This is a genomic window from Streptomyces sp. P9-A4 (assembly GCF_036634195.1).
Lineage (GTDB): Bacteria > Actinomycetota > Actinomycetes > Streptomycetales > Streptomycetaceae > Streptomyces.
In genome coordinates this window covers 4505923-4532093 of sequence record NZ_JAZIFY010000001.1, presented here as the reverse complement: position 1 = coordinate 4532093, position 26171 = coordinate 4505923, and the positions used below count along the sequence as shown (strand labels likewise).

38 protein-coding genes are annotated in these 26171 nt (G+C 68.0%); 2 read left to right on the top strand and 36 right to left on the bottom strand.

What is annotated here, in order from left to right:
- Positions 1-2 precede the first annotated feature (2 nt).
- Together rplM and V4Y03_RS20555 are read right to left on the bottom strand one after the other, a co-directional pair.
- On the bottom strand, positions 3-446 hold the full coding sequence (rplM, locus tag V4Y03_RS20560; protein WP_030318630.1) for a 50S ribosomal protein L13: 444 nt from the start codon (positions 444-446) through the stop codon (positions 3-5).
- A 263-nt stretch (positions 447-709) separates the two neighbouring features.
- Complete coding sequence (locus V4Y03_RS20555; RefSeq protein ID WP_317874235.1) at positions 710-2332, bottom strand: ABC-F family ATP-binding cassette domain-containing protein; 1623 nt, start codon at positions 2330-2332, stop codon at positions 710-712.
- A gap of 56 nt (positions 2333-2388) precedes the next feature.
- On the opposite strand from V4Y03_RS20555, the gene V4Y03_RS20550 reads away from it, so the two are divergent.
- Entirely contained in the window at positions 2389-3384 is a 996-nt protein-coding gene (locus V4Y03_RS20550; protein ID WP_332435850.1) for a hypothetical protein, read from the top strand.
- Here the strand turns inward: V4Y03_RS20550 and truA are convergent.
- The 33 genes from truA to V4Y03_RS20385 form a co-directional block, all read right to left on the bottom strand.
- Entirely contained in the window at positions 3355-4212 is an 858-nt protein-coding gene (truA, locus tag V4Y03_RS20545; protein ID WP_332435849.1) for a tRNA pseudouridine(38-40) synthase TruA, read from the bottom strand. The genes V4Y03_RS20550 and truA overlap by 30 nt on opposite strands.
- 103 nt (positions 4213-4315) lie before the next feature.
- A complete protein-coding gene (gene rplQ, locus V4Y03_RS20540) occupies positions 4316-4786 on the bottom strand; it encodes a 50S ribosomal protein L17 (RefSeq protein ID WP_317874232.1) in 471 nt (156 codons plus the stop codon).
- 178 nt (positions 4787-4964) lie between these two features.
- Positions 4965-5987 (bottom strand): DNA-directed RNA polymerase subunit alpha, encoded by a 1023-nt coding sequence (locus tag V4Y03_RS20535; protein ID WP_317874231.1) that lies wholly within the window; start codon positions 5985-5987, stop codon positions 4965-4967.
- Between the two features lie 130 nt (positions 5988-6117).
- Positions 6118-6522 carry a 30S ribosomal protein S11 gene (gene rpsK, locus V4Y03_RS20530; RefSeq protein WP_003956432.1) on the bottom strand — a complete coding sequence of 135 codons (405 nt, stop codon included), beginning with the start codon at positions 6520-6522 and terminating at the stop codon, positions 6118-6120.
- A 66-nt stretch (positions 6523-6588) separates the two neighbouring features.
- Positions 6589-6969: a 30S ribosomal protein S13 gene (gene rpsM / locus V4Y03_RS20525; RefSeq protein ID WP_030214048.1), complete on the bottom strand. Its 381-nt coding sequence runs from the start codon at positions 6967-6969 to the stop codon at positions 6589-6591.
- Between the two features lie 199 nt (positions 6970-7168).
- Positions 7169-7282 (bottom strand): 50S ribosomal protein L36, encoded by a 114-nt coding sequence (gene rpmJ / locus V4Y03_RS20520; RefSeq protein WP_003956441.1) that lies wholly within the window; start codon positions 7280-7282, stop codon positions 7169-7171.
- Between the two features lie 63 nt (positions 7283-7345).
- The gene (gene infA, locus V4Y03_RS20515) at positions 7346-7567 is read right to left on the bottom strand and encodes a translation initiation factor IF-1 (protein WP_003956442.1); all 222 of its coding nucleotides are present in this window, start codon (positions 7565-7567) and stop codon (positions 7346-7348) included.
- A gap of 179 nt (positions 7568-7746) precedes the next feature.
- Positions 7747-8613 carry a type I methionyl aminopeptidase gene (map, locus tag V4Y03_RS20510; protein ID WP_332435848.1) on the bottom strand — a complete coding sequence of 289 codons (867 nt, stop codon included), beginning with the start codon at positions 8611-8613 and terminating at the stop codon, positions 7747-7749.
- A 77-nt stretch (positions 8614-8690) separates the two neighbouring features.
- On the bottom strand, positions 8691-9338 hold the full coding sequence (locus V4Y03_RS20505) for an adenylate kinase (protein ID WP_317874229.1): 648 nt from the start codon (positions 9336-9338) through the stop codon (positions 8691-8693).
- A complete protein-coding gene (secY, locus tag V4Y03_RS20500; RefSeq protein ID WP_317874228.1) occupies positions 9338-10657 on the bottom strand; it encodes a preprotein translocase subunit SecY in 1320 nt (439 codons plus the stop codon). The genes V4Y03_RS20505 and secY overlap by 1 nt, the downstream gene beginning before the upstream one ends.
- A 220-nt stretch (positions 10658-10877) precedes the next feature.
- Complete coding sequence (rplO, locus tag V4Y03_RS20495; RefSeq protein ID WP_317874227.1) at positions 10878-11333, bottom strand: 50S ribosomal protein L15; 456 nt, start codon at positions 11331-11333, stop codon at positions 10878-10880.
- A gap of 1 nt (position 11334) precedes the next feature.
- Positions 11335-11517 (bottom strand): 50S ribosomal protein L30, encoded by a 183-nt coding sequence (rpmD, locus tag V4Y03_RS20490; protein ID WP_056552385.1) that lies wholly within the window; start codon positions 11515-11517, stop codon positions 11335-11337.
- The gene (rpsE, locus tag V4Y03_RS20485) at positions 11517-12119 is read right to left on the bottom strand and encodes a 30S ribosomal protein S5 (RefSeq protein WP_030214033.1); all 603 of its coding nucleotides are present in this window, start codon (positions 12117-12119) and stop codon (positions 11517-11519) included. The genes rpmD and rpsE overlap by 1 nt, the downstream gene beginning before the upstream one ends.
- A 46-nt stretch (positions 12120-12165) precedes the next feature.
- Complete coding sequence (rplR, locus tag V4Y03_RS20480) at positions 12166-12549, bottom strand: 50S ribosomal protein L18 (protein WP_148005765.1); 384 nt, start codon at positions 12547-12549, stop codon at positions 12166-12168.
- Between the two features lie 3 nt (positions 12550-12552).
- Entirely contained in the window at positions 12553-13092 is a 540-nt protein-coding gene (gene rplF, locus V4Y03_RS20475; RefSeq protein ID WP_317874226.1) for a 50S ribosomal protein L6, read from the bottom strand.
- A 21-nt stretch (positions 13093-13113) separates the two neighbouring features.
- Positions 13114-13512, bottom strand: a complete 399-nt coding sequence (gene rpsH, locus V4Y03_RS20470; RefSeq protein WP_317874225.1) for a 30S ribosomal protein S8 — start codon at positions 13510-13512, stop codon at positions 13114-13116.
- A 206-nt stretch (positions 13513-13718) separates the two neighbouring features.
- Positions 13719-13904, bottom strand: a complete 186-nt coding sequence (locus V4Y03_RS20465; protein WP_003948630.1) for a type Z 30S ribosomal protein S14 — start codon at positions 13902-13904, stop codon at positions 13719-13721.
- 5 nt (positions 13905-13909) lie between these two features.
- Positions 13910-14467, bottom strand: a complete 558-nt coding sequence (gene rplE, locus V4Y03_RS20460; protein ID WP_106975815.1) for a 50S ribosomal protein L5 — start codon at positions 14465-14467, stop codon at positions 13910-13912.
- Entirely contained in the window at positions 14464-14775 is a 312-nt protein-coding gene (gene rplX, locus V4Y03_RS20455; protein ID WP_317874224.1) for a 50S ribosomal protein L24, read from the bottom strand. Before rplX ends, rplE begins: the two co-directional genes overlap by 4 nt.
- 2 nt (positions 14776-14777) lie before the next feature.
- A complete protein-coding gene (gene rplN / locus V4Y03_RS20450) occupies positions 14778-15146 on the bottom strand; it encodes a 50S ribosomal protein L14 (protein ID WP_003956455.1) in 369 nt (122 codons plus the stop codon).
- A gap of 106 nt (positions 15147-15252) precedes the next feature.
- Positions 15253-15534, bottom strand: a complete 282-nt coding sequence (rpsQ, locus tag V4Y03_RS20445) for a 30S ribosomal protein S17 (RefSeq protein ID WP_024755411.1) — start codon at positions 15532-15534, stop codon at positions 15253-15255.
- Positions 15534-15758, bottom strand: a complete 225-nt coding sequence (gene rpmC, locus V4Y03_RS20440; RefSeq protein ID WP_056552388.1) for a 50S ribosomal protein L29 — start codon at positions 15756-15758, stop codon at positions 15534-15536. The genes rpsQ and rpmC overlap by 1 nt, the downstream gene beginning before the upstream one ends.
- Positions 15758-16177 (bottom strand): 50S ribosomal protein L16, encoded by a 420-nt coding sequence (gene rplP / locus V4Y03_RS20435; protein WP_015035580.1) that lies wholly within the window; start codon positions 16175-16177, stop codon positions 15758-15760. Before rplP ends, rpmC begins: the two co-directional genes overlap by 1 nt.
- A gap of 5 nt (positions 16178-16182) precedes the next feature.
- Positions 16183-17031, bottom strand: a complete 849-nt coding sequence (gene rpsC / locus V4Y03_RS20430; RefSeq protein WP_033201982.1) for a 30S ribosomal protein S3 — start codon at positions 17029-17031, stop codon at positions 16183-16185.
- Positions 17031-17378, bottom strand: a complete 348-nt coding sequence (gene rplV, locus V4Y03_RS20425) for a 50S ribosomal protein L22 (protein ID WP_016645177.1) — start codon at positions 17376-17378, stop codon at positions 17031-17033. Before rplV ends, rpsC begins: the two co-directional genes overlap by 1 nt.
- 42 nt (positions 17379-17420) lie before the next feature.
- Positions 17421-17702 (bottom strand): 30S ribosomal protein S19, encoded by a 282-nt coding sequence (gene rpsS / locus V4Y03_RS20420; RefSeq protein ID WP_024755409.1) that lies wholly within the window; start codon positions 17700-17702, stop codon positions 17421-17423.
- A gap of 12 nt (positions 17703-17714) precedes the next feature.
- Complete coding sequence (rplB, locus tag V4Y03_RS20415) at positions 17715-18551, bottom strand: 50S ribosomal protein L2 (protein ID WP_030318653.1); 837 nt, start codon at positions 18549-18551, stop codon at positions 17715-17717.
- Positions 18552-18591: 40 nt separating this feature from the next.
- Positions 18592-18915, bottom strand: a complete 324-nt coding sequence (gene rplW, locus V4Y03_RS20410) for a 50S ribosomal protein L23 (RefSeq protein WP_015035575.1) — start codon at positions 18913-18915, stop codon at positions 18592-18594.
- Complete coding sequence (gene rplD, locus V4Y03_RS20405; RefSeq protein WP_317877597.1) at positions 18915-19565, bottom strand: 50S ribosomal protein L4; 651 nt, start codon at positions 19563-19565, stop codon at positions 18915-18917. Before rplD ends, rplW begins: the two co-directional genes overlap by 1 nt.
- Positions 19566-19572: 7 nt before the next feature.
- On the bottom strand, positions 19573-20217 hold the full coding sequence (rplC, locus tag V4Y03_RS20400; RefSeq protein ID WP_317877596.1) for a 50S ribosomal protein L3: 645 nt from the start codon (positions 20215-20217) through the stop codon (positions 19573-19575).
- Between the two features lie 11 nt (positions 20218-20228).
- Positions 20229-20537, bottom strand: coding sequence for a 30S ribosomal protein S10 (gene rpsJ, locus V4Y03_RS20395; protein ID WP_003948644.1), 309 nt, complete (start codon positions 20535-20537; stop codon positions 20229-20231).
- A gap of 445 nt (positions 20538-20982) precedes the next feature.
- On the bottom strand, positions 20983-22233 hold the full coding sequence (locus V4Y03_RS20390; protein WP_332435847.1) for an RNA polymerase sigma factor: 1251 nt from the start codon (positions 22231-22233) through the stop codon (positions 20983-20985).
- Entirely contained in the window at positions 22230-22592 is a 363-nt protein-coding gene (locus V4Y03_RS20385; protein WP_317877594.1) for a YciI family protein, read from the bottom strand. The genes V4Y03_RS20390 and V4Y03_RS20385 overlap by 4 nt, the downstream gene beginning before the upstream one ends.
- Before the next feature lie 201 nt (positions 22593-22793).
- Here V4Y03_RS20385 and V4Y03_RS20380 point away from each other — a divergent pair, with 201 nt between their 5' ends.
- Positions 22794-24776 carry a PIG-L family deacetylase gene (locus V4Y03_RS20380; RefSeq protein WP_332435846.1) on the top strand — a complete coding sequence of 661 codons (1983 nt, stop codon included), beginning with the start codon at positions 22794-22796 and terminating at the stop codon, positions 24774-24776.
- 106 nt (positions 24777-24882) lie between these two features.
- On the opposite strand, the gene tuf is transcribed toward V4Y03_RS20380, so the two are convergent.
- Positions 24883-26076 (bottom strand): elongation factor Tu, encoded by a 1194-nt coding sequence (gene tuf / locus V4Y03_RS20375; protein WP_073910658.1) that lies wholly within the window; start codon positions 26074-26076, stop codon positions 24883-24885.
- Between the last annotated feature and the right edge of the window lie 95 nt (positions 26077-26171).

Genomic DNA, 26171 nt, shown 5'->3' with positions numbered 1-26171 from the left:
AACTACTGCGCGACCTGGGTGATCTCGAACGGAACCGGCTGCTGAGCAGCGTGCGGGTGGTTCTCGCCCGCGTAGACCTTCAGCTTCGAGATCATCTGACGGCCCAGGGTGTTCTTGGGGATCATGCCCTTGATGGCCTTCTCGACGGCCTTCTCGGGGTTCTTCGACAGCAGCTCGTCGTAACGGACGGAGCGCAGACCACCCGGGAAGCCGGAGTGGCGGTACGCCAGCTTCTGGGTCTTCTTGTTGCCGGACAGGTGGACCTTGTCAGCGTTGATGATGATGACGAAGTCGCCCATGTCCATGTGCGGGGCGTAGACCGGCTTGTGCTTGCCTCGGAGGAGGTTCGCAGCCGTGGTCGCCAGACGGCCCAGGACGATGTCCTGCGCGTCGATGATGTGCCACTGGCGAGTGACATCGCCGGGCTTGGGGCTGTACGTACGCACTTCGTAGCCTTCGCTTCTTCAGTGGATGGAGTCCAGACACACCTGAAGCGATCATGCAGCTGGGGCCTGCACTGCCGGGACGACGCCCGTATGCGAGCCACTGGTAACTGCTCCAGGGAACCTGCGTAAGGGCCGTTCGCCTGAGAACGACGAAGCCACTACGCATAACAAACCGCAACACTACCCGCGCGCCCCCCGACGGGTCAAAACGCGCCGAGCCACCGACCGCCGACCGCCCACCGCCGACCACCGACCCCCCGAGGTCACCGCGCCCGCTCGACCCGTCGCTCGTCCCACACGGGCTCGCTCGTCTCCCGTACGACCCCGTCCGAGCCGAAGACCAGGAACCGGTCGAAGCTCTTCGAGAACCAGCGGTCGTGGGTCACCGCGAGGACGGTCCCGTCGTACGACTCCAGCCCGTCCTGGAGGGCTTCCGCCGACTCCAGGTCCAGGTTGTCCGTCGGCTCGTCCAGGAGCAGCGCCGTCGTCCCGGCCAGCTCCAGGAGCAGGATCTGGAACCGTGCCTGCTGCCCGCCGGAGAGCCTGTCGAAGGACTGGTCGCCCTGCCGCTCCAGCTCGTACCGGCGCAGCATCGACATCGCCCCGCCCCGGTCCTTGGCGTGCTCCGTCCACAGGATGTCGACGAGCGGGCGCCCGGTCAGCTCCGGGTGCGCGTGGGTCTGGGCGAAGTGCCCCGGCACCACGCGCGCGCCGAGCTTCCAGTCGCCCGTGTGGGCCACCGACGGGTCGCCGGCGAGCAGCCGCAGGAAGTGCGACTTGCCCGACCCGTTCGAGCCGAGGACGGCCACCCGCTCCCCGTAGAAGACCTCCAGCGAGAACGGCTTCATCAGACCGGTCAGCTCGAGGTTCTCGACGGTCACGGCCCGCACCCCGGTCCGGCCGCCGCGCAGCCGCATCCGGATGTCCTGCTCGCGCGGCGGCTCCGGCGGCGGCCCGGCCTCCTCGAACTTCCGCAGCCGGGTCTGCGCCGCCGCGTACCGCGAGGCCATCTCGTGGCTGACCGCGGCCGCCTGCCGCAGGTTGACCACGAGCTTCTTGAGCTGGGCGTGCTTCTCCTCCCAGCGCCGCTTCAGCTCCTCGAAGCGCGCGAACCGCTCCCGCCGCGCCTCGTGGAAGGTGTCGAAGCCGCCGCCGTGTACCCACACGTCCGACCCGCCGGGACCCGGCTCGACCGCGATGATCTTCTGCGCGCCGCGGGAGAGCAGCTCCCGGTCGTGAGAGATGAACAACACGGTCTTACGGGTCTCCCGCAGCCGCTCCTCCAGCCACCGCTTGCCGGGCACGTCCAGATAGTTGTCCGGTTCGTCGAGCAGCAGCACCTCGTCGGAGCCGCGCAGCAGCGACTCCAGGACCAGCCGCTTCTGCTCGCCGCCGGAGAGCGTCCTGACCTGCCGGAACTGCGCCTTGTCGTACGGCATGCCGAGCGCGGCCATGGTGCAGATGTCCCAGAGGGTCTCCGCCTCGTACCCCTGCACCTCGGCCCAGTCGCTGAGGGCCTGCGCGTACTTCATCTGCGCGGCCTCGTCGTCGACCGTCATGATCAGGTGCTCGGCCTCGTCGACGGCCTTCGCGGCCTCCCGGATGCGCGGCTGAGCCACCGAGACCAGCAGGTCACGGACGGTGGACTCGTCCCGTACGGAGCCGACGAACTGCGGCATCACGCCGAGCCCGCCGCTGACGGTGACGGAGCCGCCGTGGGGCTGGAGCTCTCCGGCGATCATCCGGAGCAGTGTGGTCTTCCCGGCGCCGTTGGCCCCGACGAGGGCGACCACGGCGCCCTCCCCGACCCGGAAGGAGGCGTCCCCGAGGAGGACCCTCCCGTCGGGAAGGTAGTACTCAAGATGCGCGGCCTCGACATGTCCCATGAGGTGCATTGTCGCCGCCCGCGTCGGCCGGGCCCAACCGGTTTAGGATGCGCGGCATGAGCTTTGGGGGACCGCAGTGGCCGCAAGAGCCGCAGCAGCAGGGGCAGCAGGGGTACGGCGGACAGCCGCCGCAGGGGTACGGGCAGCAGCCCGGGTACGGCGGCCGGCCCGGCCACGGACCGCAGCAGGGCCACGGCGGGCAGCCCGGATACGGCGGCGGGCAGCCGGACCCCTTCCCGGGCGCCCAGGACGGCGGGAGCACCCCCGACTGGGGCGCCCTGGCCGATGCCTCGGCCTCCCGTAACCGGCGCAAGCGCTGGCTGATGATCGGCGGCGGCGCGGTGGCCGCGGTCGTCGTCGGCGCGATCGTCGCCACCGCCGTGGTGGCGAGCGGCAAGAAGAACGACGAGGCCGGGACCGCCGGGGGGCCCACCGGCACGGCCGCCCCCACCGCCTCCCCCACCCCCGAGCCGACCTTCTCGTCGGTGGCGCCGCCGCCCCCGCCGAACCCGAAGGACTACATCTCGGACCCGAAGAAGGACAAGGCCCCGCTGAGCGCGGAGGGCCTCTTCCCGGGCAAGAAGCTCACGATGAACAAGCGCCCCTACAAGAAGGGCGCGACCTCGGCCACGACGAACTGCGCGGCCGTCACCCAGGGCGGTCTCGGGACCGTCCTGAAGAACAACGGCTGCCAACGGGTGCTCCGCGCCACCTATGTGAAGGACGGCGTGGCGATCACGGTCGGCGTCGCCGTCTTCCCCTCGGAGGCCGCGGCCCTCAAGGCGAAGAGCCAGGCCACCGGCGGCGTCTCCCCGCTGGCCGGGGCCGGCGTGGCTGACTTCTGCCACGCCACGGTCTGTCTGCGCCGCTCGAACGCGGTCGGCCGCTACGCGTACTTCACCCAGGCCGGCTTCGCCGACGGCAAGAAGGTCACCAAGGCCGACAAGGCGGTCTTCCAGGCCAGCGACGACCTGGGCACCTTCACCTTCAACCAGATCTACGCCCGGGGCCGCTCCCAGGCCTCAGCAGCAGCCGGCGCTCCCGGGGAGTGACCGCTTGTTCCTGGCCTCCAGGTTCCGGGCGGCCAGGAGCTCGTCGGCGGGGTAGCCCACCTCTTCGAGGGTGAGCCCGTGCGGCCGTACGACGTGCACGGCCGAGTCCCGCACCCCCGCCGCCAGGACCTTGCCCGGCCAGTCCACCGGCCGGTGCCCGTCGCCGACGAACAGCAGGGCGCCGACGAGCGAGCGGACCATGTTGTGGCAGAAGGCGTCCGCCTTCACGGTGGCTTCCATCACACCGTCGGGCCGCCGCTCCCAGCGCAGCTCCTGGAGGGTGCGGATGGTGGTGGCGCCCTCGCGCCGCTTGCAGTACGCGGCGAAGTCGTGCTCGCCGACGAGCGCGGCGGCGGCCTCGTTCATGGCGTCCATGTCGAGGGCCCAGTCGTGCCACAGGACGTGGCCGCGCAGCAGCGGGTCGACCCCGCCGGGGTTGTCGGTGACGCGGTAGGCGTAGCGGCGCCAGATCGCGGAGAACCGCGCGTTGAAGCCGCTGGGGGCCTCGGTCAGGGACCACACCCGTACGTCGTGGGAGAGGCGCCCCGCGAGCCGCCTGAGCAGCTTGTCGCGGTGCTCGGCCCACAGCTCGGCCGGCAGGTCGACATGGGCGACCTGGCCGCGCGCGTGCACCCCGGAGTCGGTGCGGCCGGCCACGGTCAGCTCGTACGTCTCCTTGGACCGGGTCACGGTCCGCAGGGCGTCCTCGATGTCCCCCTGCACCGTCCGCCGCCCGCCGGCCTGCTTGGCCCAGCCGGAGAAGTCCTTGCCGTCGTACGACAGGTCAAGCCGAACCCGTACGAACCCGTCCTGCACGTCATCGCTCACGCGGAGATCCTCTCAAACACACGGGAACGGGCCCGCACCCCAGGGGGTACGGGCCCGCTCACGAGAAACGTCCGAAGAACGCTCACGCGTCCTTCAAGGCGTCTTACTTGGCCGAGTCCTCGACGGTCTCGGCCGGAGCCTCGGCGGCCGCGTCGGCCTCCTTGACGGCGCGCACGGTGGCGGCCTCGGCCTCGGCGACGGTCGCCTTCTTGGCGATCTCGCCCTCGACCAGCTCGATCACGGCCATCGGGGCGTTGTCGCCACGACGGTTGCCGATCTTGGTGATACGGGTGTAACCACCCGGACGCTCCGAGTAACGCGGGGCGATCTCGGTGAAGAGGGTGTGGACGATGCCCTTGTCGGTGATCGTCTGCAGCACCAGGCGACGGTTGTGGATGTCGCCCTTCTTCGCCTTGGTGATCAGGCGCTCGGCGACCGGACGCAGGCGACGGGCCTTGGCCTCGGTCGTGGTGATGCGGCCGTGCTCGAAGAGCGACTTCGCCAGGTTGGCGAGGAGCAGCTTCTCGTGCGCGGCGGAACCGCCGAGGCGGGCACCCTTCGCGGGACGCGGCATGGTGTTTCTCCTTGTGATCTGCACCGGCCGTATGAGGTACCGATGACAGTGTCCGAGCGGGCGGATACCCGTCGAAGATCCGGACTGCCCCCGAAGGGGCGCCCGGAAGGGGCGCGGGGAACTGCGCGATCAAGCACAGCGCACCCGCACCCTGGTACGGACCGTGAGGCCCGAGCTCTTAGTACTGCTCGGTCTCGACGAAGCCCGCGTCCGCGTCGTCGTCGGCGCCGAAGGCGTCCGCGGCGGCGGTCGGGTCGAAGCCGGGAGGCGAGTCCTTCAGCGCGAGGCCCATACCGGCCAGCTTCGCCTTGACCTCGTCGATCGACTTCGCACCGAAGTTGCGGATGTCGAGCAGGTCGGCCTCGGAGCGCGCCACGAGCTCACCCACGGAGTGGATGCCCTCGCGCTTGAGGCAGTTGTACGAACGAACGGTGAGCTCGAGCTCCTCGATCGGCAGCGCGAGGTCGGCGGCCAGGGCGGCGTCCGTGGGGGACGGGCCCATGTCGATGCCCTCGGCGTCGATGTTGAGCTCGCGCGCCAGACCGAACAGCTCGACCAGGGTCTTGCCGGCGGACGCCATGGCGTCACGCGGGCGCATGGCCTGCTTGGTCTCGACGTCGACGATCAGCTTGTCGAAGTCGGTGCGCTGCTCGACACGGGTCGCCTCGACCTTGTACGTGACCTTGAGCACCGGGGAGTAGATGGAGTCGATCGGGATACGGCCGATCTCCTGGCCCACCTGCTTGTTCTGCACGGCGGAGACGTAGCCGCGACCGCGCTCGACGGTCAGCTCCATCTCCAGCTTGCCCTTGCCGTTGAGCGTGGCGAGGACGAGGTCGGGGTTGTGCACCTCGACACCGGCCGGGGGCGCGATGTCGGCGGCGGTGACCAGACCCGGGCCCTGCTTGCGCAGGTACATCACGACGGGCTCGTCGTGCTCCGAGGAGACGACCAGCTGCTTGATGTTGAGGATGAGGTCGGTCACGTCCTCCTTGACGCCCGGCACGGTGGTGAACTCGTGCAGGACACCGTCGATGCGGATGCTGGTGACAGCAGCGCCGGGGATCGACGAGAGGAGGGTGCGGCGGAGGGAGTTGCCGAGGGTGTAGCCGAAGCCCGGCTCCAGCGGCTCGATGACGAACCGGGAGCGGAACTCGTCGACGACCTCTTCGGTCAGCGACGGACGCTGAGCGATCAGCATGTCTGTGATTCCTTCAGTCGAGGACGCCCACTATTTGACGCCCGACGGGTACTACGTATGCAAGGGTACGGGCGGTACGCCCCCAAAGGGGACGCACCGCCCGAAATTCCCTGGTCAAGCAGCCGGAGCGTCAGACGCGGCGGCGCTTGGGGGGACGGCAGCCGTTGTGCGGCGTGGGGGTGACGTCCTGGATCGAACCGACCTCGAGGCCCGTGGCCTGGAGGGAGCGGATCGCGGTCTCACGGCCGGAGCCGGGACCCTTGACGAAGACGTCGACCTTGCGCATGCCGTGCTCCTGCGCGCGGCGGGCGGCCGACTCGGCGGCCATCTGCGCGGCGAAGGGGGTGGACTTGCGCGAGCCCTTGAAGCCGACGTGGCCGGCGGAGGCCCAGGAGATCACGTTGCCCGAGGGGTCCGTGATCGAGACGATCGTGTTGTTGAACGTGCTCTTGATGTGCGCGTGGCCGTGAGCGACGTTCTTCTTTTCCTTGCGGCGCACCTTCTTGGCAGCGCCCTGACGACCCTTGGGGGGCATCTATATCTCCTACGGGAGGTGGTCGGTCCTACAGCGAAGACCGCTTGGTCAAGCGTCCGCTGAGGACTACTTCTTGCCCGGCTTCTTCTTGCCGGCGATGGCGCGACGCGGGCCCTTGCGGGTACGAGCGTTCGTGCTGGTGCGCTGGCCGCGGACGGGCAGGCCACGACGGTGGCGCAGACCCTGGTAGCAGCCGATCTCGACCTTGCGGCGGATGTCGGCGGCGATCTCGCGGCGGAGGTCACCCTCGGTCTGGAGGTTGGCGTCCACGTACTCGCGGATCTTGACGAGGTCTTCCTCGGCAAGCTCGCGGACACGGGTGGACGGGTTCACGCCGGTCGCGGCGAGAATCTCCTCGGACCGGGTACGCCCGATACCGAAGACGTAGGTGAGTGCGACCACCACGCGCTTTTCGCGCGGGATGTCAACACCGGAAACGCGTGCCATTCAATGGCTCCTGTGTTCTCGGGGGTCTGCTGCAGAACCGCTCCCGGCCGCCGACTCCTGTGAAGAAGTGGTACGTCCGGGTCCCCGGCCCCCGCCGGAGGTGCCGTCAACCGTGGAACACGGCCCGACGGGCTCTGCGTATGTACGTATTGCTATGCGTCGCGCGAAGAACTGCGATATGCAGGTCGGTCGGCGTGCGTCAGCCCTGGCGCTGCTTGTGGCGCAGGTTGTCGCAGATGACCATGACCCGGCCGTGACGGCGGATCACCTTGCACTTGTCGCAGATCTTCTTGACGCTCGGCTTGACCTTCATGGGATGTGAGGTTCTCCGGGTCAGTGCCACCACCCGCGCACGGAGGCGGGGTGCGGGCAAGATCTACTTGTACCGGTAGACGATCCGGCCACGCGTCAGGTCGTACGGAGAGAGCTCCACGACGACCCGGTCGTCCGGGAGGATTCGGATGTAGTGCATCCGCATCTTGCCGGAGATGTGCGCGAGGACCTTGTGACCGTTCTGGAGCTCCACCTTGAACATGGCGTTCGGGAGGGACTCGATCACGGTGCCCTCGATTTCGATGGCACCTTGCTTCTTGGCCACGCTTCGCCTTTCGAATCGGCTACCTTGATCGACTCCCGCCGCCGTGTGCGGACACACGGGTACACGAGAGCCGACGCATCAGTCTACGTCAGGCCCCAGGAAAAGACGAATCGGGAAGTCTGCCCACCCGAACTGATCCTTACGCAAGTCACCACGCCGTAGAAAATTCAAACGTACTCCTACGCCAGCGGATCGGGCGCCGCCGTCACACCCAGCTCCGCCAGCTTCGCCTTGCCGCCGTCGACCGCCGTGAGGACCAGGGGGCCCTCCTCGGTCAGGGCGATCGAGTGCTCCCAGTGGGAGGACCAGGTGCCGTCGGTCGTGATGACCGTCCAGTCGTCCTTGAGGACCTCCGTCCGAGGCGTGCCCAGGGAGACCATCGGCTCGATCGCCAGGCAGAGGCCGGGGACCAGCTTCGGGCCCTTGCCGCGCTTGCGGGAGACGTAGTTCAGCAGGTGCGGGTCCATGTGCATCTCGGTGCCGATGCCGTGGCCGCCGTAGTCCTCGATGATCCCGTAGCGGCCGAGGCTGTGGTCGCCGACCGCCGGCCGCGGCTGCCGCTTGATGTACGTCTCGATCGCCTTCGAGATGTCGACCAGGCGGTTGCCGAGCTTCATGGTCGCGATACCGGCCCACATCGACTCCTCCGTTACCCGGGAGAGCTCGACCAGCTCCGGCGCGTGCCCGGTGCCCACGAAGGCCGTGTAGGCCGCGTCACCGTGCCAGCCGTCCACGATCGCGCCCGCGTCGATGGAGATGATGTCGCCGTCCTTGAGGACGGTCTTGTCGTCGGGGATGCCGTGGACGACGACCTCGTTGACCGAGGTGCAGATCGTCGCGGGGAAGCCGCCGTAACCGAGGAAGTTCGACTTCGCCCCGTGGTCGGCGATGACCTTCCGCGCGACCTCGTCGAGGTCCTTCGTCGTGGCGCCCGGCACGGCCGCCTCACGGGTCGCCGCGTGAATGGCGGCGACGACCAGCCCCGCCTCGCGCATCTTCGCGATCTGCTCGGGGGTCTTGATCTGCACGGGCCGCGGCCTTTCCATCGGGTACGGGGAACAGAACAACGATACGGCCGCGGCGCCCCTGAGGGGCACCGCGGCCGTATCGCACGAACCAGGGGTTACTTCTTGAGCGCGTCCATCGCCTTGGCGGTGACCTCGTCCACCTTGCCGAGCGCCGAGATCGTCACGACCAGGTTCTGCGCCCGGTAGTAGTCGATGATCGGCTCGGTCTGCGTGTGGTAGACCTCCAGGCGCCGGCGGACGGTCTCCTCGGAGTCGTCGTCGCGCTGGAAGAGCTCGCCACCGCAGACGTCACAGACGCCCTCGGTCTTCGGAGCGTTGTACGTCAGGTGGAACACGTGCGCGCTGTCGTTGCGGCAGATGCGGCGACCCGCGATCCGCTTCACGACCTCGTCCTCGGGGACCTCCAGGTCCAGGACCGCGTCGAGCTGCATGTCCTCGGCCTTCAGGACCACGTCCAGGGCCTCGGCCTGAGCCACGTTGCGGGGGAACCCGTCCAGCAGGAAGCCATTGGCGGCGTCCGGCTGCTCCATCCGGTCCTTGGCCATCCCGATGGTCACCTCGTCGGGGACCAGGTCGCCGGCGTCCATGAACGCCTTCGCCTTGAGACCCAGCTCCGTGCCCTGAGAGATGTTGGCGCGGAACAGGTCGCCCGTGGAGATGTGCGGGATGTCCAGGTTCTTGGCGAGGAACGCGGCCTGCGTTCCCTTGCCGGCACCGGGCGGTCCGACGAGGACGATTCGCATCAGCGGAGGAACCCTTCGTAATTGCGCTGCTGGAGCTGGCTCTCGATCTGCTTCACGGTCTCCAGCCCCACACCCACGATGATGAGGATGCTTGTCCCACCGAAGGGGAAGTTGGCATTGGCGCCACCGAAGCCTGCCAACGCCATCGTCGGCACAAGAGCGATCAGACCCAAGTACAGCGAGCCCGGCCAAGTGATCCGGTTGAGCACGTAGCTCAGGTACTCGGCAGTAGGTCGACCAGCCCGGATACCCGGGATGAAGCCACCATACTTCTTCATGTTGTCGGCGACTTCCTCGGGGTTGAACGAGATCGCCACGTAGAAGAAGGCGAAGAACACGATCAGGAGGAAGTACGCGGTGATGTAGTAGGGGTGGTCACCCTTGACGAAGTGGGCTTCGATCCAGGTCTTCCACCCTGCGGTGGAGTTCGAGAACTGCGCGATCAAGGCCGGGATGTAGAGCAGCGACGACGCGAAGATGACAGGAATCACACCCGCCTGGTTCACCTTCAGCGGGATGTACGTGGACGTACCGCCGTAGGAGCGCCGGCCGATCATGCGCTTCGCGTACTGCACCGGGATGCGGCGCTGTGCCTGCTCGACGAAGACCACGAGGGCCACCATCACGAAGCCGATGAGGATGACGGTGCCGAACTCGATCCAGCCCTTGGCGAGCTTGCCGCTCTCCTTGATGGCCCACAGGGCGCCCGGGAAGCCGGCGGCGATCGAGATGAACATCAGGATCGACATGCCGTTGCCGATGCCGCGGTCGGTGATCAGCTCACCGAGCCACATGACGACACAGGTACCCGCGGTCATCGTGATGACCATGGTGGCGATGGTGAAGACGGACGGGTCGGGAACGACCTGGTCCGCCACCGAGCAGCCGCTGAACAGAGCACCGCTCTTCGCCGTCGCGACGAGACCCGTGCCCTGGAGGATGGCGAGGGCGACCGTCAGATAGCGGGTGTACTGCGTGATCTTGGAGGTACCGGCCTGACCCTCCTTCTTGAGGGCTTCGAGGCGCGGGATCACGACGGTCAGCAGCTGCAGGATGATGCTCGCCGTGATGTACGGCATGATGCCGAGCGCGAAGATGGTGATCTGCAGCAGCGCCCCGCCACTGAACATGTTGACCAGGCCGAACAGGCTGTTGTTGCCCTCGCTGGCCTGCTTGACACACTGCTGGACGGCCTCGTAGCTGACGCCGGGGACCGGGATGTGGGCCCCGAGGCGGTACAGCACGATGATGGCGAGCGTGAAGAGCAGCTTCTTGCGCAGGTCGGGCGTCTTGAACGCCCGGGCGAACGCGGTGAGCACGGTGCCTCCTGCGACCCCCGCGCTAGGCGTCAAGGGTGACGGCTTGAGATTCGAAGAATCACTGGATAGGTATCGGTCATCAAATCCGCACGGGCATACCGCACGGAGTCTAGACAGTGGACGCCACCTTACCGGCGACCATGCCCCCCTAGGAACGACCAATCGGGGATGCCCCTTTTGGGAGGCATCCCCGATCGGATGTTCAGGCCATCGAGTCGTCTTAGACGAGCTCGGTGACGGTGCCGCCGGCGGCGGCGATCTTCTCCTTGGCGGAGCCGGAGACGGCGTCAACCGTCACCTGCAGCGCCACGGTGATCTCGCCGGCGCCGAGCACCTTGACGAGCTGGTTCTTGCGAACCGCACCCTTGGCGACCAGATCGGCCACCGTGACCTCGCCACCCTGCGGGTAGAGCGCGGTGAGCTTGTCCAGGTTCACGACCTGGTACTCGGTGCGGAACGGGTTCTTGAAGCCCTTGAGCTTCGGCAGACGCATGTGGAGGGGCATCTGCCCACCCTCGAAGCGCTGCGGAACCTGGTAACGGGCCTTCGTGCCCTTGGTACCACGACCGGCCGTCTTACCCTTCGACGCCTCACCACGGCCCACACGGGTCTTCGCGGTCTTGGCGCCGGGGGCGGGACGGAGGTTGTGGGCCTTCAGCGGGTTGGTCTCCGCCATGTCAGTCAACCTCCTCGACCGTCACGAGGTGGCGGACGGTGTGCACCATGCCGCGGAACTCGGGACGATCCTCCTTGACAACCACGTCGTTGACCCGCTTGAGGCCGAGCGAACGCAGGGTGTCGCGGTGGTTCTGCTTGCTGCCGATGTACGACTTCGTCTGCGTGACCTTGAGGCGAGCCATTACGCACCCGCCCCAGCACGCGCACGAAGCAGGGCCGCGGGGGCGACGTCCTCGAGGGGCAGACCACGGCGAGCCGCGATCTCCTCGGGACGCTGCAGACCCTTGAGGGCCGCCACGGTCGCGTGCACGATGTTGATCGCGTTGGACGAGCCAAGCGACTTCGACAGGATGTCGTGAACGCCGGCGCACTCCAGAACGGCGCGCACCGGGCCACCGGCGATAACACCGGTACCGGGGGAAGCCGGCTTCAGGAGCACGACGCCCGCGGCACGCTCGCCCGTGATCGGGTGAGGGATCGTGCCCTGGATGCGCGGAACCTTGAAGAAGTTCTTCTTGGCTTCCTCGACACCCTTGGCGATGGCCGCGGGAACTTCCTTGGCCTTGCCGTAACCGACACCTACGGTGCCGTCACCGTCGCCCACCACGACCAGCGCGGTGAAGCTGAAGCGGCGACCACCCTTGACAACCTTGGCGACGCGGTTGATCGCGACAACGCGCTCAACGTACGCGGTCTTCTCGGCGGCAGCGCCACCGTCGCGGCCCTTCCGGTCCCGCCGCTCGCCGCCACCGGCACCGCTTCCGCGGCGCTGGGGTCCAGCCATTGGATTTACCTCTCTCTGTTACGTCCGTTAGTCCCGGAACCGGGGCTTAGAACTTCAGCCCGGCTTCGCGGGCGGCGTCAGCCAGAGCGGCAATGCGCCCGGCGTACCTGTTGCCACCACGGTCGAACACGACAGCCTCGACGCCGGCGGCCTTGGCGCGCTCGGCGACGAGAGCGCCGACCTGCTGGGCCTGCGCGGACTTGTCACCCTCGCCACCACGGATCGACGCGTCCAGGTTCGACGCCGACGCAAGGGTGTGACCCTTGAGGTCGTCGATGACCTGAGCGGTGATACCGCGGTTCGAACGCGTCACGACGAGGCGCGGACGCTCCGCCGTACCCGACACGTTCTTGCGGATGCGGATGTGGCGGCGAGCCTTGGCGGCACGCTTGTAAGCGTCGCCCTTGGCGATCTTCACACCGTATGCCATGGCTTACTTACCAGCCTTTCCGACCTTGCGGCGGATGACCTCGCCGGCGTACTTGACGCCCTTGGCCTTGTACGGGTCGGGCTTGCGCAGCTTGCGGATGTTCGCCGCAACCTCGCCGACCTTCTGCTTGTCGATGCCCTCGACCGAGAACTTGGTCGGCGACTCGACCTTGAACGAGATGCCCTCGGGCGCCTCGATCAGGATCGGGTGGCTGTAGCCGAGCTGGAACTCCAGGTTGGAGCCCTTCGCGGCCACGCGGTAACCGACACCGCTGATCTCGAGCGCCTTCACGTAACCCTGGGTCACACCGGTGATCATGTTGGCCACCAGCGTGCGGGACAGGCCGTGAAGGGCCTTGTTCTGACGCTCGTCGTTCGGGCGGGTGACGTTGAGAACGCCGTCCTCGCCCTTAACGATCTCGATCGGAGCGGCGACGGTGTGGTTCAGGGTGCCCTTGGAACCCTTCACCGTGACCGTGCGGCCCTCGATGGTGACGTCCACGCCGGCGGGAACCTGGATAGGCAGCTTGCCAATACGCGACATTAGCTATTCCTCCGTTCCCGACTACCAGACGTAGGCGAGGACTTCCCCACCTACGCCCTTCTTGCCTGCCTGCTGGCCGGTCAGGAGACCGTGGGACGTGGAGATAACCGCCACGCCCAGGCCGCCGAGAACCTTCGGCAGGTTGGTGGACTTCGCGTAAACCCGGAGACCGGGCTTCGAGATCCGCTTGATGCCCGCGATGGAGCGCTCACGGTTCGGACCGAACTTGAGCTCGAGGACGAGGTTCTTGCCGACCTCGGCGTCCTCGACCTTCCAGCCCGTGATGAAGCCCTCCTGCTGGAGGATTTCCGCGATGTGAGACTTGATCTTGCTGTGCGGCATCGACACGGTGTCGTGGTATGCCGAGTTCGCGTTACGCAGACGAGTCAGCATGTCCGCGATCGGATCAGTCATGGTCATGAAGTGGCCTTCGGCCTCTCTCGCCGTGGTTTCCGGTGCGCCATCCCTCTCCCCACACAGGGGCGGGACGGGTGCGGCGCGGGGACCTACGGCGTAGTAAGTCGTAAGGGCGGCGGACGCCCAACCCTCCTAGCCTAAGCCATGGAGGCTCGGGCGTCCGCCAACCCAATGCTTACCGAGAGACTCCGGTCATCCCAACTAAGGGATTACCAGGAGCTCTTGGTCACGCCCGGCAGCTCGCCACGGTGAGCCATCTCACGGAGGCACACGCGGCACAGGCCGAACTTGCGGTACACGGAGTGGGGACGACCACAACGCTGGCAGCGCGTGTAGCCACGCACGCCGAACTTAGGCTTACGGGCAGCCTTCGCGATGAGAGCCTTCTTCGCCATCTCGCTTACGCCTCCTTGAACGGGAAGCCGAGGTGACGCAGAAGGGCACGGCCCTCGTCGTCATTGGTCGCCGTGGTCACCACGGTGATGTCCATACCCCGGACACGGTCGATCTTGTCCTGGTCGATCTCGTGGAACATGACCTGCTCCGTGAGACCGAAGGTGTAGTTGCCACGCCCGTCGAACTGCTTGGGGGACAGACCACGGAAGTCGCGGATGCGCGGAAGCGCGAGCGACAGGGTGCGGTCCAGGAACTCCCACATGCGGTCGCCACGGAGGGTGACGTGCGCACCGATCGGCTGGCCCTCACGCAGCTTGAACTGCGCGATGGACTTGCGAGCCTTGGTGACGGCCGGCTTCTGACCGGTGATCGTGGTCAGGTCACGGACGGCACCGTCCATGAGCTTCGAGTCACGGGCGGCGTCGCCGACACCCATGTTCACCACGATCTTCACGAGGCCGGGAACCTGCATGACGTTCTCGTAGGAGAACTCCTCACGCAGCTTGCCCGCGATCTCCTCGCGGTACTTCGTCTTGAGACGCGGAGTGGTGGTAGCCATCAGATGTCCTCACCCGTCCGCTTGGCAACGCGGATCTTGTTGCCCTCGTCGTCGAAGCGGTATCCGACACGCGTGACGACCTTCTTGCCGTCCTTCTCCACGACCAGCTGGACGTTGGAGACGTGGACCGGAGCCTCGGTCGTGACGATGCCACCGGCCTGCGACGGGCCGGCCTTGGTGTGCTTCTTGACCCGGTTGACACCCTCGACGAGGACGCGGTTGTCACGGGGGAAGGCCGTGATGACCTTGCCCTGCTTGCCCTTGTCCTTACCGGTGATGACCTGGACCAGGTCGCCCTTCTTGATCTTCATGCTTACAGCACCTCCGGCGCGAGCGAGATGATCTTCATGAACTTCTTCTCGCGCAGCTCACGGCCGACCGGGCCGAAGATACGGGTGCCACGAGGGTCGCCGTCGTTCTTGAGAATGACAGCGGCGTTCTCGTCGAAGCGGATGTACGAGCCGTCCTGGCGGCGGCGCTCCTTGACGGTGCGAACGATGACCGCCTTGACGACGTCACCCTTCTTCACGTTGCCACCGGGGATCGCGTCCTTGACGGTGGCGACGATGACGTCACCGATGCCCGCGTAGCGGCGACCCGAGCCACCGAGAACACGGATGCAAAGGATCTCCTTGGCACCAGTGTTGTCGGCGACACGCAGTCGCGACTCCTGCTGGATCACGTCTATCTCCTGATTTGTCTGCCGGTTCCCGGCGGGGTCGCGCTAGCGGTCAGCGCGACCCCACCGAGCCTGGCGGAACGAACTCGAAGGGTTACCCCTTCAAGAATTACTTGGCCTTCTCGAGGATCTCGACGACGCGCCAGTGCTTCGTCGACGACAGCTTCCGGGTCTCCATCAGGAGGACGCGGTCACCGATGCCGGCAGCGTTCTGCTCGTCGTGAGCCTTGAGCTTGTTCGTACGGCGGATGACCTTGCCGTACAGCGCGTGCTTGACGCGGTCCTCGACAGCGACGACGACGGTCTTGTCCATCTTGTCGCTGACGACCAGGCCCTCGCGGACCTTGCGAGCGTTGCGCTCGGTCTTCTCAGTCACGTTGCTCTCGCTCATCAGACGTTCTCCACCGTCTCGATGCCGAGCTCGCGCTCGCGCATCAGGGTGTAGATCCGGGCGATGTCCTTACGGACGGACTTGAGCCGGCCGTGGTTCTCGAGCTGGCCCGTCGCCGCCTGGAAGCGGAGGTTGAACAGCTCTTCCTTGGCCTCGCGGAGCTTGTTGAGAAGCTCCTCGTTGCCCAGCTCGCGCAGCTCGGACGCCTTGGTACCGGCCGACATCACAGCTCACCTGCTTCGCGCTTCACGATCTTGCACTTCATCGGCAGCTTGTGGGCCGCACGGGTCAGGGCCTCGCGCGCGATCTTCTCGTTCGGGTAGGACAGTTCGAACATCACCCGACCCGGCTTGACGTTCGCGATCCACCACTCCGGAGAACCCTTACCGGAACCCATGCGGGTCTCGGCGGGCTTCTTCGTCAGCGGGCGGTCCGGGTAGATGTTGATCCAGACCTTGCCGCCACGCTTGATGTGGCGGGTCATCGCGATACGAGCCGCCTCGATCTGGCGGTTGGTCACGTACGCCGGCGTGAGGGCCTGAATGCCGTACTCGCCGAACGCAACCTGCGTACCACCCTTGCTCATACCCGAGCGCTTGGGGTGGTGCTGCTTGCGGTGCTTGACCCTACGGGGGATCAGCATTTCGGTCAGGCCTCCGTTCCGGTGCTCTCAGCCGGAGCGGCAGCGGCGGCGGGAGCCTCGGCCTTGGGGGCCTCGGCAGCCGGCGCGGACTGCTGCTGCGGCTTGCGGCCGCGGCCGCCACGCTCGCCACCGCGGCCACCACGGCCGGCGGGACGGTCGCCAGCGCCGGCGCCACGGGCCGGGCGGTTACCCGCACGGGCCGCAGCGTTCTCGGCGCGGACCTCGGCGATGTTCTTGACGTCGCCCTTGTAGATCCAGACCTTCACGCCGATGCGACCGAAGGTGGTCTTGGCCTCGAAGAAGCCGTAGTCGACGTTCGCGCGGAGCGTGTGCAGGGGCACACGGCCCTCGCGGTAGAACTCCGAGCGGGACATCTCGGCGCCGCCGAGACGACCGCCGCACTGGATCTTGATGCCCTTGGCGCCGGCCTTCATCGTGCCCTGCATGCTCTTACGCATGGCGCGACGGAAGGAGACGCGGGAGGAGAGCTGCTCGGCAACGGCCTGAGCAACCAGCTGAGCGTCCATCTCGGGGTTCTTGACCTCGAGGATGTTCAGCTGGACCTGCTTGCCCGTGAGCTTCTCGAGGTCGCCGCGGATGCGGTCGGCCTCGGCGCCACGGCGGCCGATGACGATGCCGGGACGCGCGGTGTGGATGTCCACCCGCACGCGGTCACGGGTGCGCTCGATCTCAACCTTCGAGATGCCGGCGCGCTCCATGCCGGACGTCATCATCCGACGGATGGCGACGTCTTCCTTGACGTAGTCCTTGTACAGCTTGTCGGCGTACCAACGGGACTTGAAGTCCGTGGTGATGCCGAGCCGGAACCCATGCGGGTTAACCTTCTGGCCCATTACCGGGTTCCTTCCTTGCTGCTGACGACCACGGTGATGTGGCTGGTCCGCTTACGGATCCGGTAGGCACGGCCCTGAGCACGCGGACGGAACCGCTTCAGGGTCGGGCCCTCATCCACGTACGCCTCGCTGATGACCAGCGAAGAGGCGTCACTGTGGTCGTAGTTGTGCGCGGCGTTGGCAATGGCGCTGTCAAGCACCTTGCCGACCGGCACGCTCGCGGCCTGCGGGGCGAAACGCAGGACCGCCTGAGCCTCCGTGGCATCCATGCCACGGATAAGGTCCACCACGCGGCGGGCCTTCATGGGCGTAACGCGGATGTACCGCGCCTGGGCCCTGGCTTCCATGGTTGTCCTTCCAGTGTCTGTCATGGTCATTCCACCCCGCTACTAGCGGCGCTTCGACTTCCGGTCGTCCTTCACGTGACCCCGGAAGGTGCGCGTCGGCGAGAACTCGCCGAGCTTGTGGCCGACCATCGACTCGGTGACAAACACCGGAATGTGGGTCTTGCCGTTGTGCACCGCGATCGTGTGGCCGAGCATGGCCGGGATGATCATCGAGCGACGGGACCAGGTCTTGATGACGTTCTTGGTACCGGCTTCGTTCTGTACGTCCACCTTCTTTACGAGGTGTCCGTCGACGAAGGGTCCCTTCTTGAGACTGCGCGGCATCTAAACCCGCTCCTAGCGCTTCTTGTTCGTCTTGCGGCGGCGGACGATGTACTTGCTCGAAGCCTTCTTCGGCGAGCGAGTACGACCCTCCTTCTGACCCCACGGGGAGACCGGGTGACGACCACCGGAGGTCTTACCCTCACCACCACCGTGCGGGTGGTCCACCGGGTTCATCGCCACACCGCGAACGGTCGGGCGAACGCCCAGCCAGCGCTTACGGCCGGCCTTGCCCCAGTTGATGTTCGACTGCTCGGCGTTGCCGACCTCGCCGATGGTGGCGCGGCAGCGGGCGTCGACGAGACGGATCTCACCGGACGGCATACGAAGGTGGGCCATCGTGCCCTCCTTCGCCAGCAGCTGCACGGACGCACCAGCGGAGCGCGCGAACTTGGCGCCGCCACCGGGACGGAGCTCGATCGCGTGGATCGTGGTACCGACCGGGATGTTGCGGAGCGCCAGGTTGTTGCCGGGCTTGATGTCAGCGCCGGGGCCGTTCTCGACGCGGTCACCCTGCGTCAGACCCTTGGGGGCGATGATGTAGCGCTTCTCGCCGTCCACGTAGTGGAGCAGCGCGATGCGCGCGGTGCGGTTGGGGTCGTACTCGATGTGAGCGACCTTGGCCGGCACGCCGTCCTTGTCGTGACGACGGAAGTCGATCACACGGTAGGCGCGCTTGTGTCCACCACCCTGGTGGCGAACGGTGATCCGACCGGTGTTGTTACGGCCGCCCTTGCTGTGCAGGGGGCGAACCAGCGACTTCTCCGGCGTGGACCGCGTGATCTCGACGAAGTCGGCTACGGAGGAGCCACGACGGCCCGGCGTAGTCGGCTTGTACTTGCGGATTCCCATTTCTCAGTCCTCGTCCGATTCCGGACGATCCAGACCGCCCTTAGGCGGTCGGACCGCCGAAGATGTCGATACGGTTGCCCTCAGCAAGGGTCACGATGGCGCGCTTGGTGTCCTTGCGCTTGCCGAAACCGGCCTTGGTGCGCTTGCGCTTACCCTGGCGGTTGATCGTGTTGACCCCGGTGACCTTGACCGAGAAGACCGCCTCGACGGCCTGCTTGATCTGGGTCTTGTTGGAGCCAGGCGCGACGATGAACGTGTACTTGTTCTCGTCCAGCAGAGCGTAGCTCTTCTCCGAAACGACCGGCTTGATCAGAATGTCGCGCGGGTCCGAGAAGGTCTTGCTGGTGACGACGGCCTCAGTCATCAGGCGTCGCTCCCTTCGGTCTCAGCGGTCTGGGGGCCAGACACGAAGGACTCGAGGGCGGCCTTGGTGAAGACCACGTCGTCGGAGACGATCACGTCGTACGTGTTGAGCTGGCCCGGCTCCAGGATGTGCACCTGGGGCAGGTTACGAGCGGACAGCCACGCGGCCTCGTCGGAGCGCTCGACGACCAGGAGCAGGTTCTTGCGCTCCGAGATCTTGCCGAACAGCGTCTTCGCGGCCTTGGTGGAGATGTCACCCTCGACCACGCCGGTGACGACGTGAATGCGGGAGTGGGTGGCCCGGTCCGACAGGGCACCGCGGAGGGCGGCGACCTTCATCTTCTTCGGGGTCCGCTGGGAGTAGTCACGCGGCTGCGGGCCGTGGACGACGCCACCACCGGCGAACTGCGGGGCGCGGGTCGAACCCTGGCGCGCGCGGCCGGTGCCCTTCTGGCGGTAAGGCTTCTTGCCACCACCACGGACCTCGCCACGACGCTTGGTCTTGTGCGTGCCCTGACGGGCCGCGGCCAGCTGCGCGACGACGACCTGGTGGATCAGCGGAACGCTGACCTTGGCGCCGAAGATCTCCTCGGGGAGCTCGACGGTCCCGGTCTTGTCGCCTGCCGGCGAAAGGATGTCAATGGTGCTCATCGGTTCCTCAAACCCCCTTGGCCGCGGTGCGGACCAGGACGAGGCCACCGTTGGGGCCGGGGACGGCGCCCTTGATGAGCAGCAGACCCTTCTCGGCGTCAACGGCGTGGACGGTCAGGTTCTGGGTGGTCACACGCTCGTTGCCCATGCGACCAGCCATCTTCATGCCCTTGAAGACACGGCCCGGGGTGGCGCAGCCACCGATGGAACCGGGCTTGCGGTGCACGCGGTGGGCACCGTGCGACGCCTTGCCACCACGGAAGTTGTGGCGCTTCATGACGCCGGCGAAGCCCTTGCCCTTGCTCTTCGCGGTGACGTCGACCTTCACGCCGGCCTCGAAGAGCTCGGCGGTGATCTCCTGGCCGAGCGTGTACTCGGAGGCGTCAGCGGTGCGGAGCTCCACGAGGTGGCGGCGCGGGGTGACGTCGGCCTTGGCGAAGTGACCCTTGAGGGGCTTGTTCACCTTGCGCGGGTCGATCTCGCCGAAGGCGATCTGGACCGACTCGTAGCCGTCGACGTCGTTCGTACGCACCTGGGTCACGACATTGGGGCCGGCCTTGACGACGGTCACCGGGACGACCCGGTTGTTCTCGTCCCAGACCTGCGTCATGCCGAGCTTCTCGCCCAGGATGCCCTTGATGTTCTTAGCCATCTCGCGCGCCCTCAGAGCTTGATCTCGATGTCAACGCCCGCCGGGAGGTCGAGACGCATGAGCGAGTCAACCGTCTTCGGCGTGGGGTCGAGGATGTCGATGAGGCGCTTGTGCGTGCGCATCTCGAAGTGCTCGCGCGAGTCCTTGTACTTGTGCGGCGACTTGATGACGCAGTACACGTTCTTCTCAGTGGGCAGCGGCACCGGGCCCGCGACCGACGCACCAGTGCGGGTCACCGTCTCGACGATCTTCTTCGCCGAGGAATCGATGACCTCGTGGTCGTAGGCCTTGAGCCGGATGCGGATCTTCTGTCCCGCCATGGCTACTAGTAGTCCTTTGTCTCGTAACGCTCTGGAACCCGATCGGCCGCGCTTCCTGAGAAGCACTGTCCTGCTCCGACCCACGCGGTCGGGCGTGTCGCACTCCCTCTACGCAGAAATCCCTGAGGATTTCCCAACCAAGGGGGCGCGGTAGCCATAACCGCAGGCCGGGGGCGGAACACCCACCGGGCGCCTGGTCTGCACCCCGCTGACGCTTCCCAGAAGATTCCCGTACGTCCGCCCCAGAGGAGCGACGAGTACTGTGGGACTCGCTTCCGGTCCTCCCGACGGGAGGCGCGCAGCATCGGCACTCAACCGAGCAACCCCGACAGTCTGCCATACGGGGCCATCCGGCCGCCAATCGGGGTCGAAGACTGTACCCCACGTCACGTACGGACATGCGCCGGGGCGCACGCGCCTCGCCCGGACGCCCCCCTCCCCCGCGTCACCCCAAGCGCCGTGCGCGCTCCGTGAGATGACGCCGCTCGGGTGCGCTCGTCGTCCGCCGGGCCGCCTCCCGGTACGCCGCGGCAGCCTCCTCCCCCTCGCCGAGGAGTTCGAGGAGATGCGCCCGGGTCGCGAGCAGCCGGTGGTGCCGCGCGAGCCGCTTGTCCCGCGCCACCTCGTCCAGCACGGCGAGCCCCGCCCCGGGGCCATGGACCATCGCGACCGCCACCGCCCGGTTCAGGGTGACCATCGGATTCGGCCCGGTCCGCTCCAGGAGCTCGTACAGCGCGAGGATCTGCGCCCAGTCGGTCACTCCCGCGGACTCCGCCTCGTCGTGGACCGCCGCGATCGCCGCCTGGAGCTGGTACGGGCCGACCCGGCCGCGCGGCAGCGTACGGCTGATCAGCCCGACGCCCTCCGCGACCAGACCCGCGTCCCACCGCCCCCGGTCCTGCTCCGCGAGCGGCACCAGCTCGCCGTGCGCGCCGGTGCGCGCCGGCCGGCGGGCGTCGGTGAGCAGCATCAGGGCCAGCAGCCCCGCCGTCTCGGTGTCCTCGGGCAGCAGCCGGTGGAGCAGCCGCGCCAGCCGGATCGCCTCCGTGGACAGCTCGGGCGCCGTCAGCTCGTCCCCGCCGCTAGCCGTGTACCCCTCGTTGAAGACCAGGTAGAGCACGTGGCGCACCTCGGCGACCCTGGCCGTGCGCTCCTCCCCCTCGGGCAGCGCGAGCGAACCGCCCGCCGCCCTGACCGTCTGCTTGGCCCGGCTGATCCGCTGCGCCATGGTCGCCTCGGGCACCAGGAAGGCGGCGGCGATCTGCGCCGTGGTGAGACCGCCGACCGCGCGCAGGGTGAGCGCGATCCGACTCGGCGGCGAGAGGTCCCGGTGGCAGCAGAGGAACAGCAGCGCCAGGGAGTCGTCCCGGTCGGTGCCGGGGTCCTCGTCGGCGGCGTGCGCGAGGAGTTCCGACGCGGGGGTGGCGAGGGCGAGGGAGTCCTCGCGGCGGCGGCGCGCGGCCTCGCTGCGCACCTCGTCGACGAGCCTGCGCGAGGCGACGGTGACCAGCCAGCCGCGCGGGTTGTCGGGGACGCCCTCCTCGGGCCACTGCCGGGCGGCGTCGATCAGGGCCTCCTGGACGGCGTCCTCGCACGTGTCGAAGGCGCCGTACCGGCGGACGAGCCGGCCGAGGACCTGCGGCGCGTACTCCCGCAGCAGGTCCTCGATCCGAGCCCGGTGGGGCGTCCCGCTCACACGTCCGCCGCGGACTCGTGCAGCACCGGCCACAGTTCGACCGGGTCGACGTCCGCGAAGGGCATGTCCGCGGCGATCTCCTGGGCGCGCTCCAGGCTGTCGCAGTCCAGCAGGTAGAAGCTCGCCAGGTACTCCTTGGTCTCCAGGTACGGCCCGTCGGTGACCGCGGGGGCCCCGCCCTCACGGCGTACGAGCTGCGCGGCGGCGGCGTCGGCCAGTCCGTAGGCGCCGATCAGCTCGCCGCTCTCCCGGTACCTGCGGTTGAAGGCCTCCTGCCGGGCGATCGCCTCCGGCCACTCCTCGGCCGGGAAGGACTCCCACTTGGCCTGGTTGCCGTAGATCATCGCGACGTACTTCATCTCGGGTGTCCTCCCCATAACCGCCCGCCCCGGTGGCGCGCTGTCACCCTTCGGTCGGAACCAGGATCGCCCGCTCGACATCGGTCCGCACCCTTCGGAGATCTTTCTTCCGGAGAACTTCCCCCCGGGGGGGCGGCCCCGCACAACCCCGGCACTCGCATATCCGTCTAGCAGTGGACCGATGAGCGAAGGGCCCCTGCCGTGCACACTCCCCCCCGCCGCCGGACGGTCCTCGCCGCCGCCCTCGCGGTCACCTCGGCCGCCGCCGGGTGTTCCGTCCCGGAGCCGCGCAGGACCGCGCCGACCGCCGACCCCGCTCCCGGCAGACCGATCGCCTCGGCACGGGCCCGCCGGGCACTCCTGCTCCAGGTCGCCGCGCACCCGGACGACGACCTGTACTTCATGAACCCGGACACCCAGCGGCTGCTGGACGCCGGGGTCCCGCTGGTCTCCGTGTACGTGACGGCCGGCGAGCACACCGGCCGCAACCGGATCGCCGGGATGCCCGACACTCCCCCGGACCGGTCCGCGTACTCCTCCGCCCGCCACCAGGGGCTGCGCCAGTCGTACGCGGTGGCGCTGGGCCTGCCGATGTTCACCCCGTGGCGGCGGGAGACGCTCACCCTCCCCGACGGCCGGAGCGCGGAGCTCGACACGCTCACGCACGGCCCGCGCCGGGTCGAGCTGGTCTTCCTCAACCTGCCGATGCACACCAGCCGCCGCTACATGGCGCTGCCCGCGCTCTGGCACGACCGGGCCCTCGAACTGCGGACCCATCTGTCGACCGGTTCGCCGGTGACCCGCTCGGACACGTACGACTACGACCGCCTGGTCGAGGTCCTCGCCGAGCTGCTCCGCCGCTACCGGCCCACCGTGGTGCACACCCTCGACCCCGACCCGGACATCCAGAGCAGCGACGAGGCCACCAGGAAGCGGGACTCCGAGCAGCCCGGGTACTCCGACCACGGGGACCACACCGCGGTCGCCTCCTTCACCTGGGCGGCGCTGGCGCGCTGGGTCACGGACACGGTCCGGGACGGCGGTCCGATACCGGCGTTCACGACGACCGCCTTCCGCGGCTACTACAACCGGCACTGGCCCAAGAACCTCCCGCCGCTGCTGCTCCAGGAGAAGGCGGCCCGCCTCGTCCCGTACGGCGGCGACCCGTCCTGGGAGTGCGGCAACCTCTCGGGCTGCGGCGACTACGGCGTCGGCGGCGACCGGCCGCTCACCAACCGCAAGGGCTGGGTCCGCTCCACCCACCACCGCTGGCCGAGCGCGGGCCCCGCGCTCGCCCGCGAGCGGGACGGCCGCCTCACCGCGTACGGGGTGCTCGGCCTGCGCGCGGTCCGCTGGCGCGAGCGGACGCCCGGCGTCTGGAGCGAGCCCGAGGACCTGGGCGGCGGCCCGCTGGCGCCCGCGCTCGGCTCGGCGGTGCTCCCCGACGGCCGCGTCCTGCTCTTCGGGGTGCGGTTCGCCGCGCTCGACGGCCACGGCGGCCCGAACCGGCGCGAGCTGGTGCTCCTGGAGCAGCGCTCCCCCGGCGGCCCGTTCCTGGCCTGGACCGGGCTCGGCAACCCGGAGCGCGGGGACGACCGGGGGCGGCGGCTCGGCGCCCCGGTCGCGGTCACGGCCCCCGACGGCCGGGTCCACCTCTTCGTACGGAACGCGGAGAACGGCGTCTCCACCCGGGTCCGGGCGGCGGCCGACGGCACCTGGGGCCCGTGGCGGGCGCTCCCCGGCACGGCGCAGGTCCAGGACGGGCTCGCGGTCTCGCTCGACGCCTCGGGCCGGGTGCATGTGTACGCGGCCGGGCGGGAGTCCGTACGGCACTGGGTGGACGGGGTGGAGCGGACGGAGCCGCTGCCGCTCTCGGGTTCCACGGTGGCGACGGCCGGCGGCGAGCTGTACTACCGGGCGCCCGCCGCCGGCGCGCTCCTCGGCCCGGGGGGCGACGCCGGTCTGGACGGCTTCGGGGGCGTGGTCGCCGCCGGCTCGGCGTCCCTCGGCACGGTGCTGCTCGGCACGGACGCGGACGGCCGGCTCCTGGTCCGGTCCGGGGGCCGGCTCCGTACCCGTACGGCAGGCCCCTCCGCGGTGTCGGCCGCGCTGCACCTGGGTGCGCCCGGGGTGACCGTGGTGGGCCTCGGCGCGGACGGGCACCCCTGGAGCTGGCGACCGTAGACCCCGGGAAACCGGCCCCGGGAACGCGAGAAGGCCCCGCACCTTTCGGTGCGGGGCCTTCCCCTACTGCTCAGCAGCTCGAAGGAGCTACCAGATCAGTTCAAGATCAGGCGTTGATCTTGACGACCTGGCCGGCGCCGACGGTCCGGCCACCCTCACGGATGGCGAACTTGAGGCCCTCCTCCATGGCGATGGGCTGGATCAGCTCAACGCTCATGGCGGTGTTGTCGCCCGGCATGACCATCTCGGTGCCCTCGGGGAGGGTCACGACGCCGGTCACGTCCGTGGTACGGAAGTAGAACTGCGGGCGGTAGTTGTTGAAGAACGGGGTGTGACGGCCACCCTCGTCCTTCGACAGGATGTAGGCCTGGGCCTCGAAGCTGGTGTGCGGCGTAACCGAACCCGGCTTGATGATGACCTGGCCGCGCTCGACATCCTCGCGCTTGATGCCACGGAGGAGCAGACCGACGTTCTCACCGGCCTGGCCCTCGTCGAGCAGCTTGCGGAACATCTCGATACCGGTGACCGTGGTGGTGGTCTTCTCGGTCTTGATGCCGATGATGTCGACGGTCTCGTTGACCTTGAGGATACCGCGCTCGATACGACCGGTGACGACGGTGCCACGACCGGTGATCGTGAAGACGTCCTCGATCGGCATCAGGAACGGCTTGTCGACGTCACGCTCGGGCTGCGGGATCGACTCGTCGACGGCGTGCATGAGGCCGAGAAGCTTCTCGCCCCACTCCTTGTCGCCCTCGAGCGCCTTGAGCGCCGAGACGCGGACGACCGGCAGGTCGTCGCCCGGGAACTCGTACTCGGAGAGGAGCTCACGGACCTCGAGCTCGACGAGCTCCAGGATCTCCTCGTCGTCCACCATGTCGGCCTTGTTCAGGGCGACGACGATGTACGGAACGCCGACCTGGCGGGCCAGGAGCACGTGCTCCTTGGTCTGCGGCATCGGGCCGTCGGTGGCGGCGACCACGAGGATGGCGCCGTCCATCTGCGCCGCACCCGTGATCATGTTCTTGATGTAGTCAGCGTGACCCGGGCAGTCGACGTGCGCGTAGTGACGCGACTCCGTCTGGTACTCGACGTGCGCGATCGAGATCGTGATACCGCGCTGGCGCTCCTCGGGAGCCTTGTCGATCTGGTCGAAGGCCGAGGCCTCGTTCAGGTCCGGGTACGCGTCGTGCAGCACCTTGGTAATGGCGGCCGTGAGGGTCGTCTTACCGTGGTCAATGTGACCGATGGTGCCGATGTTGACGTGCGGCTTAGTCCGCTCGAACTTTGCCTTCGCCACTGAATCCTCCTGCGGAGTGGTTCTGTACGCCTTGCTTCATCGGCGCCAGGTGATCTTTGCTGGGATGCCAGTCGCCCGGGGCCCGTTCCTCGGGT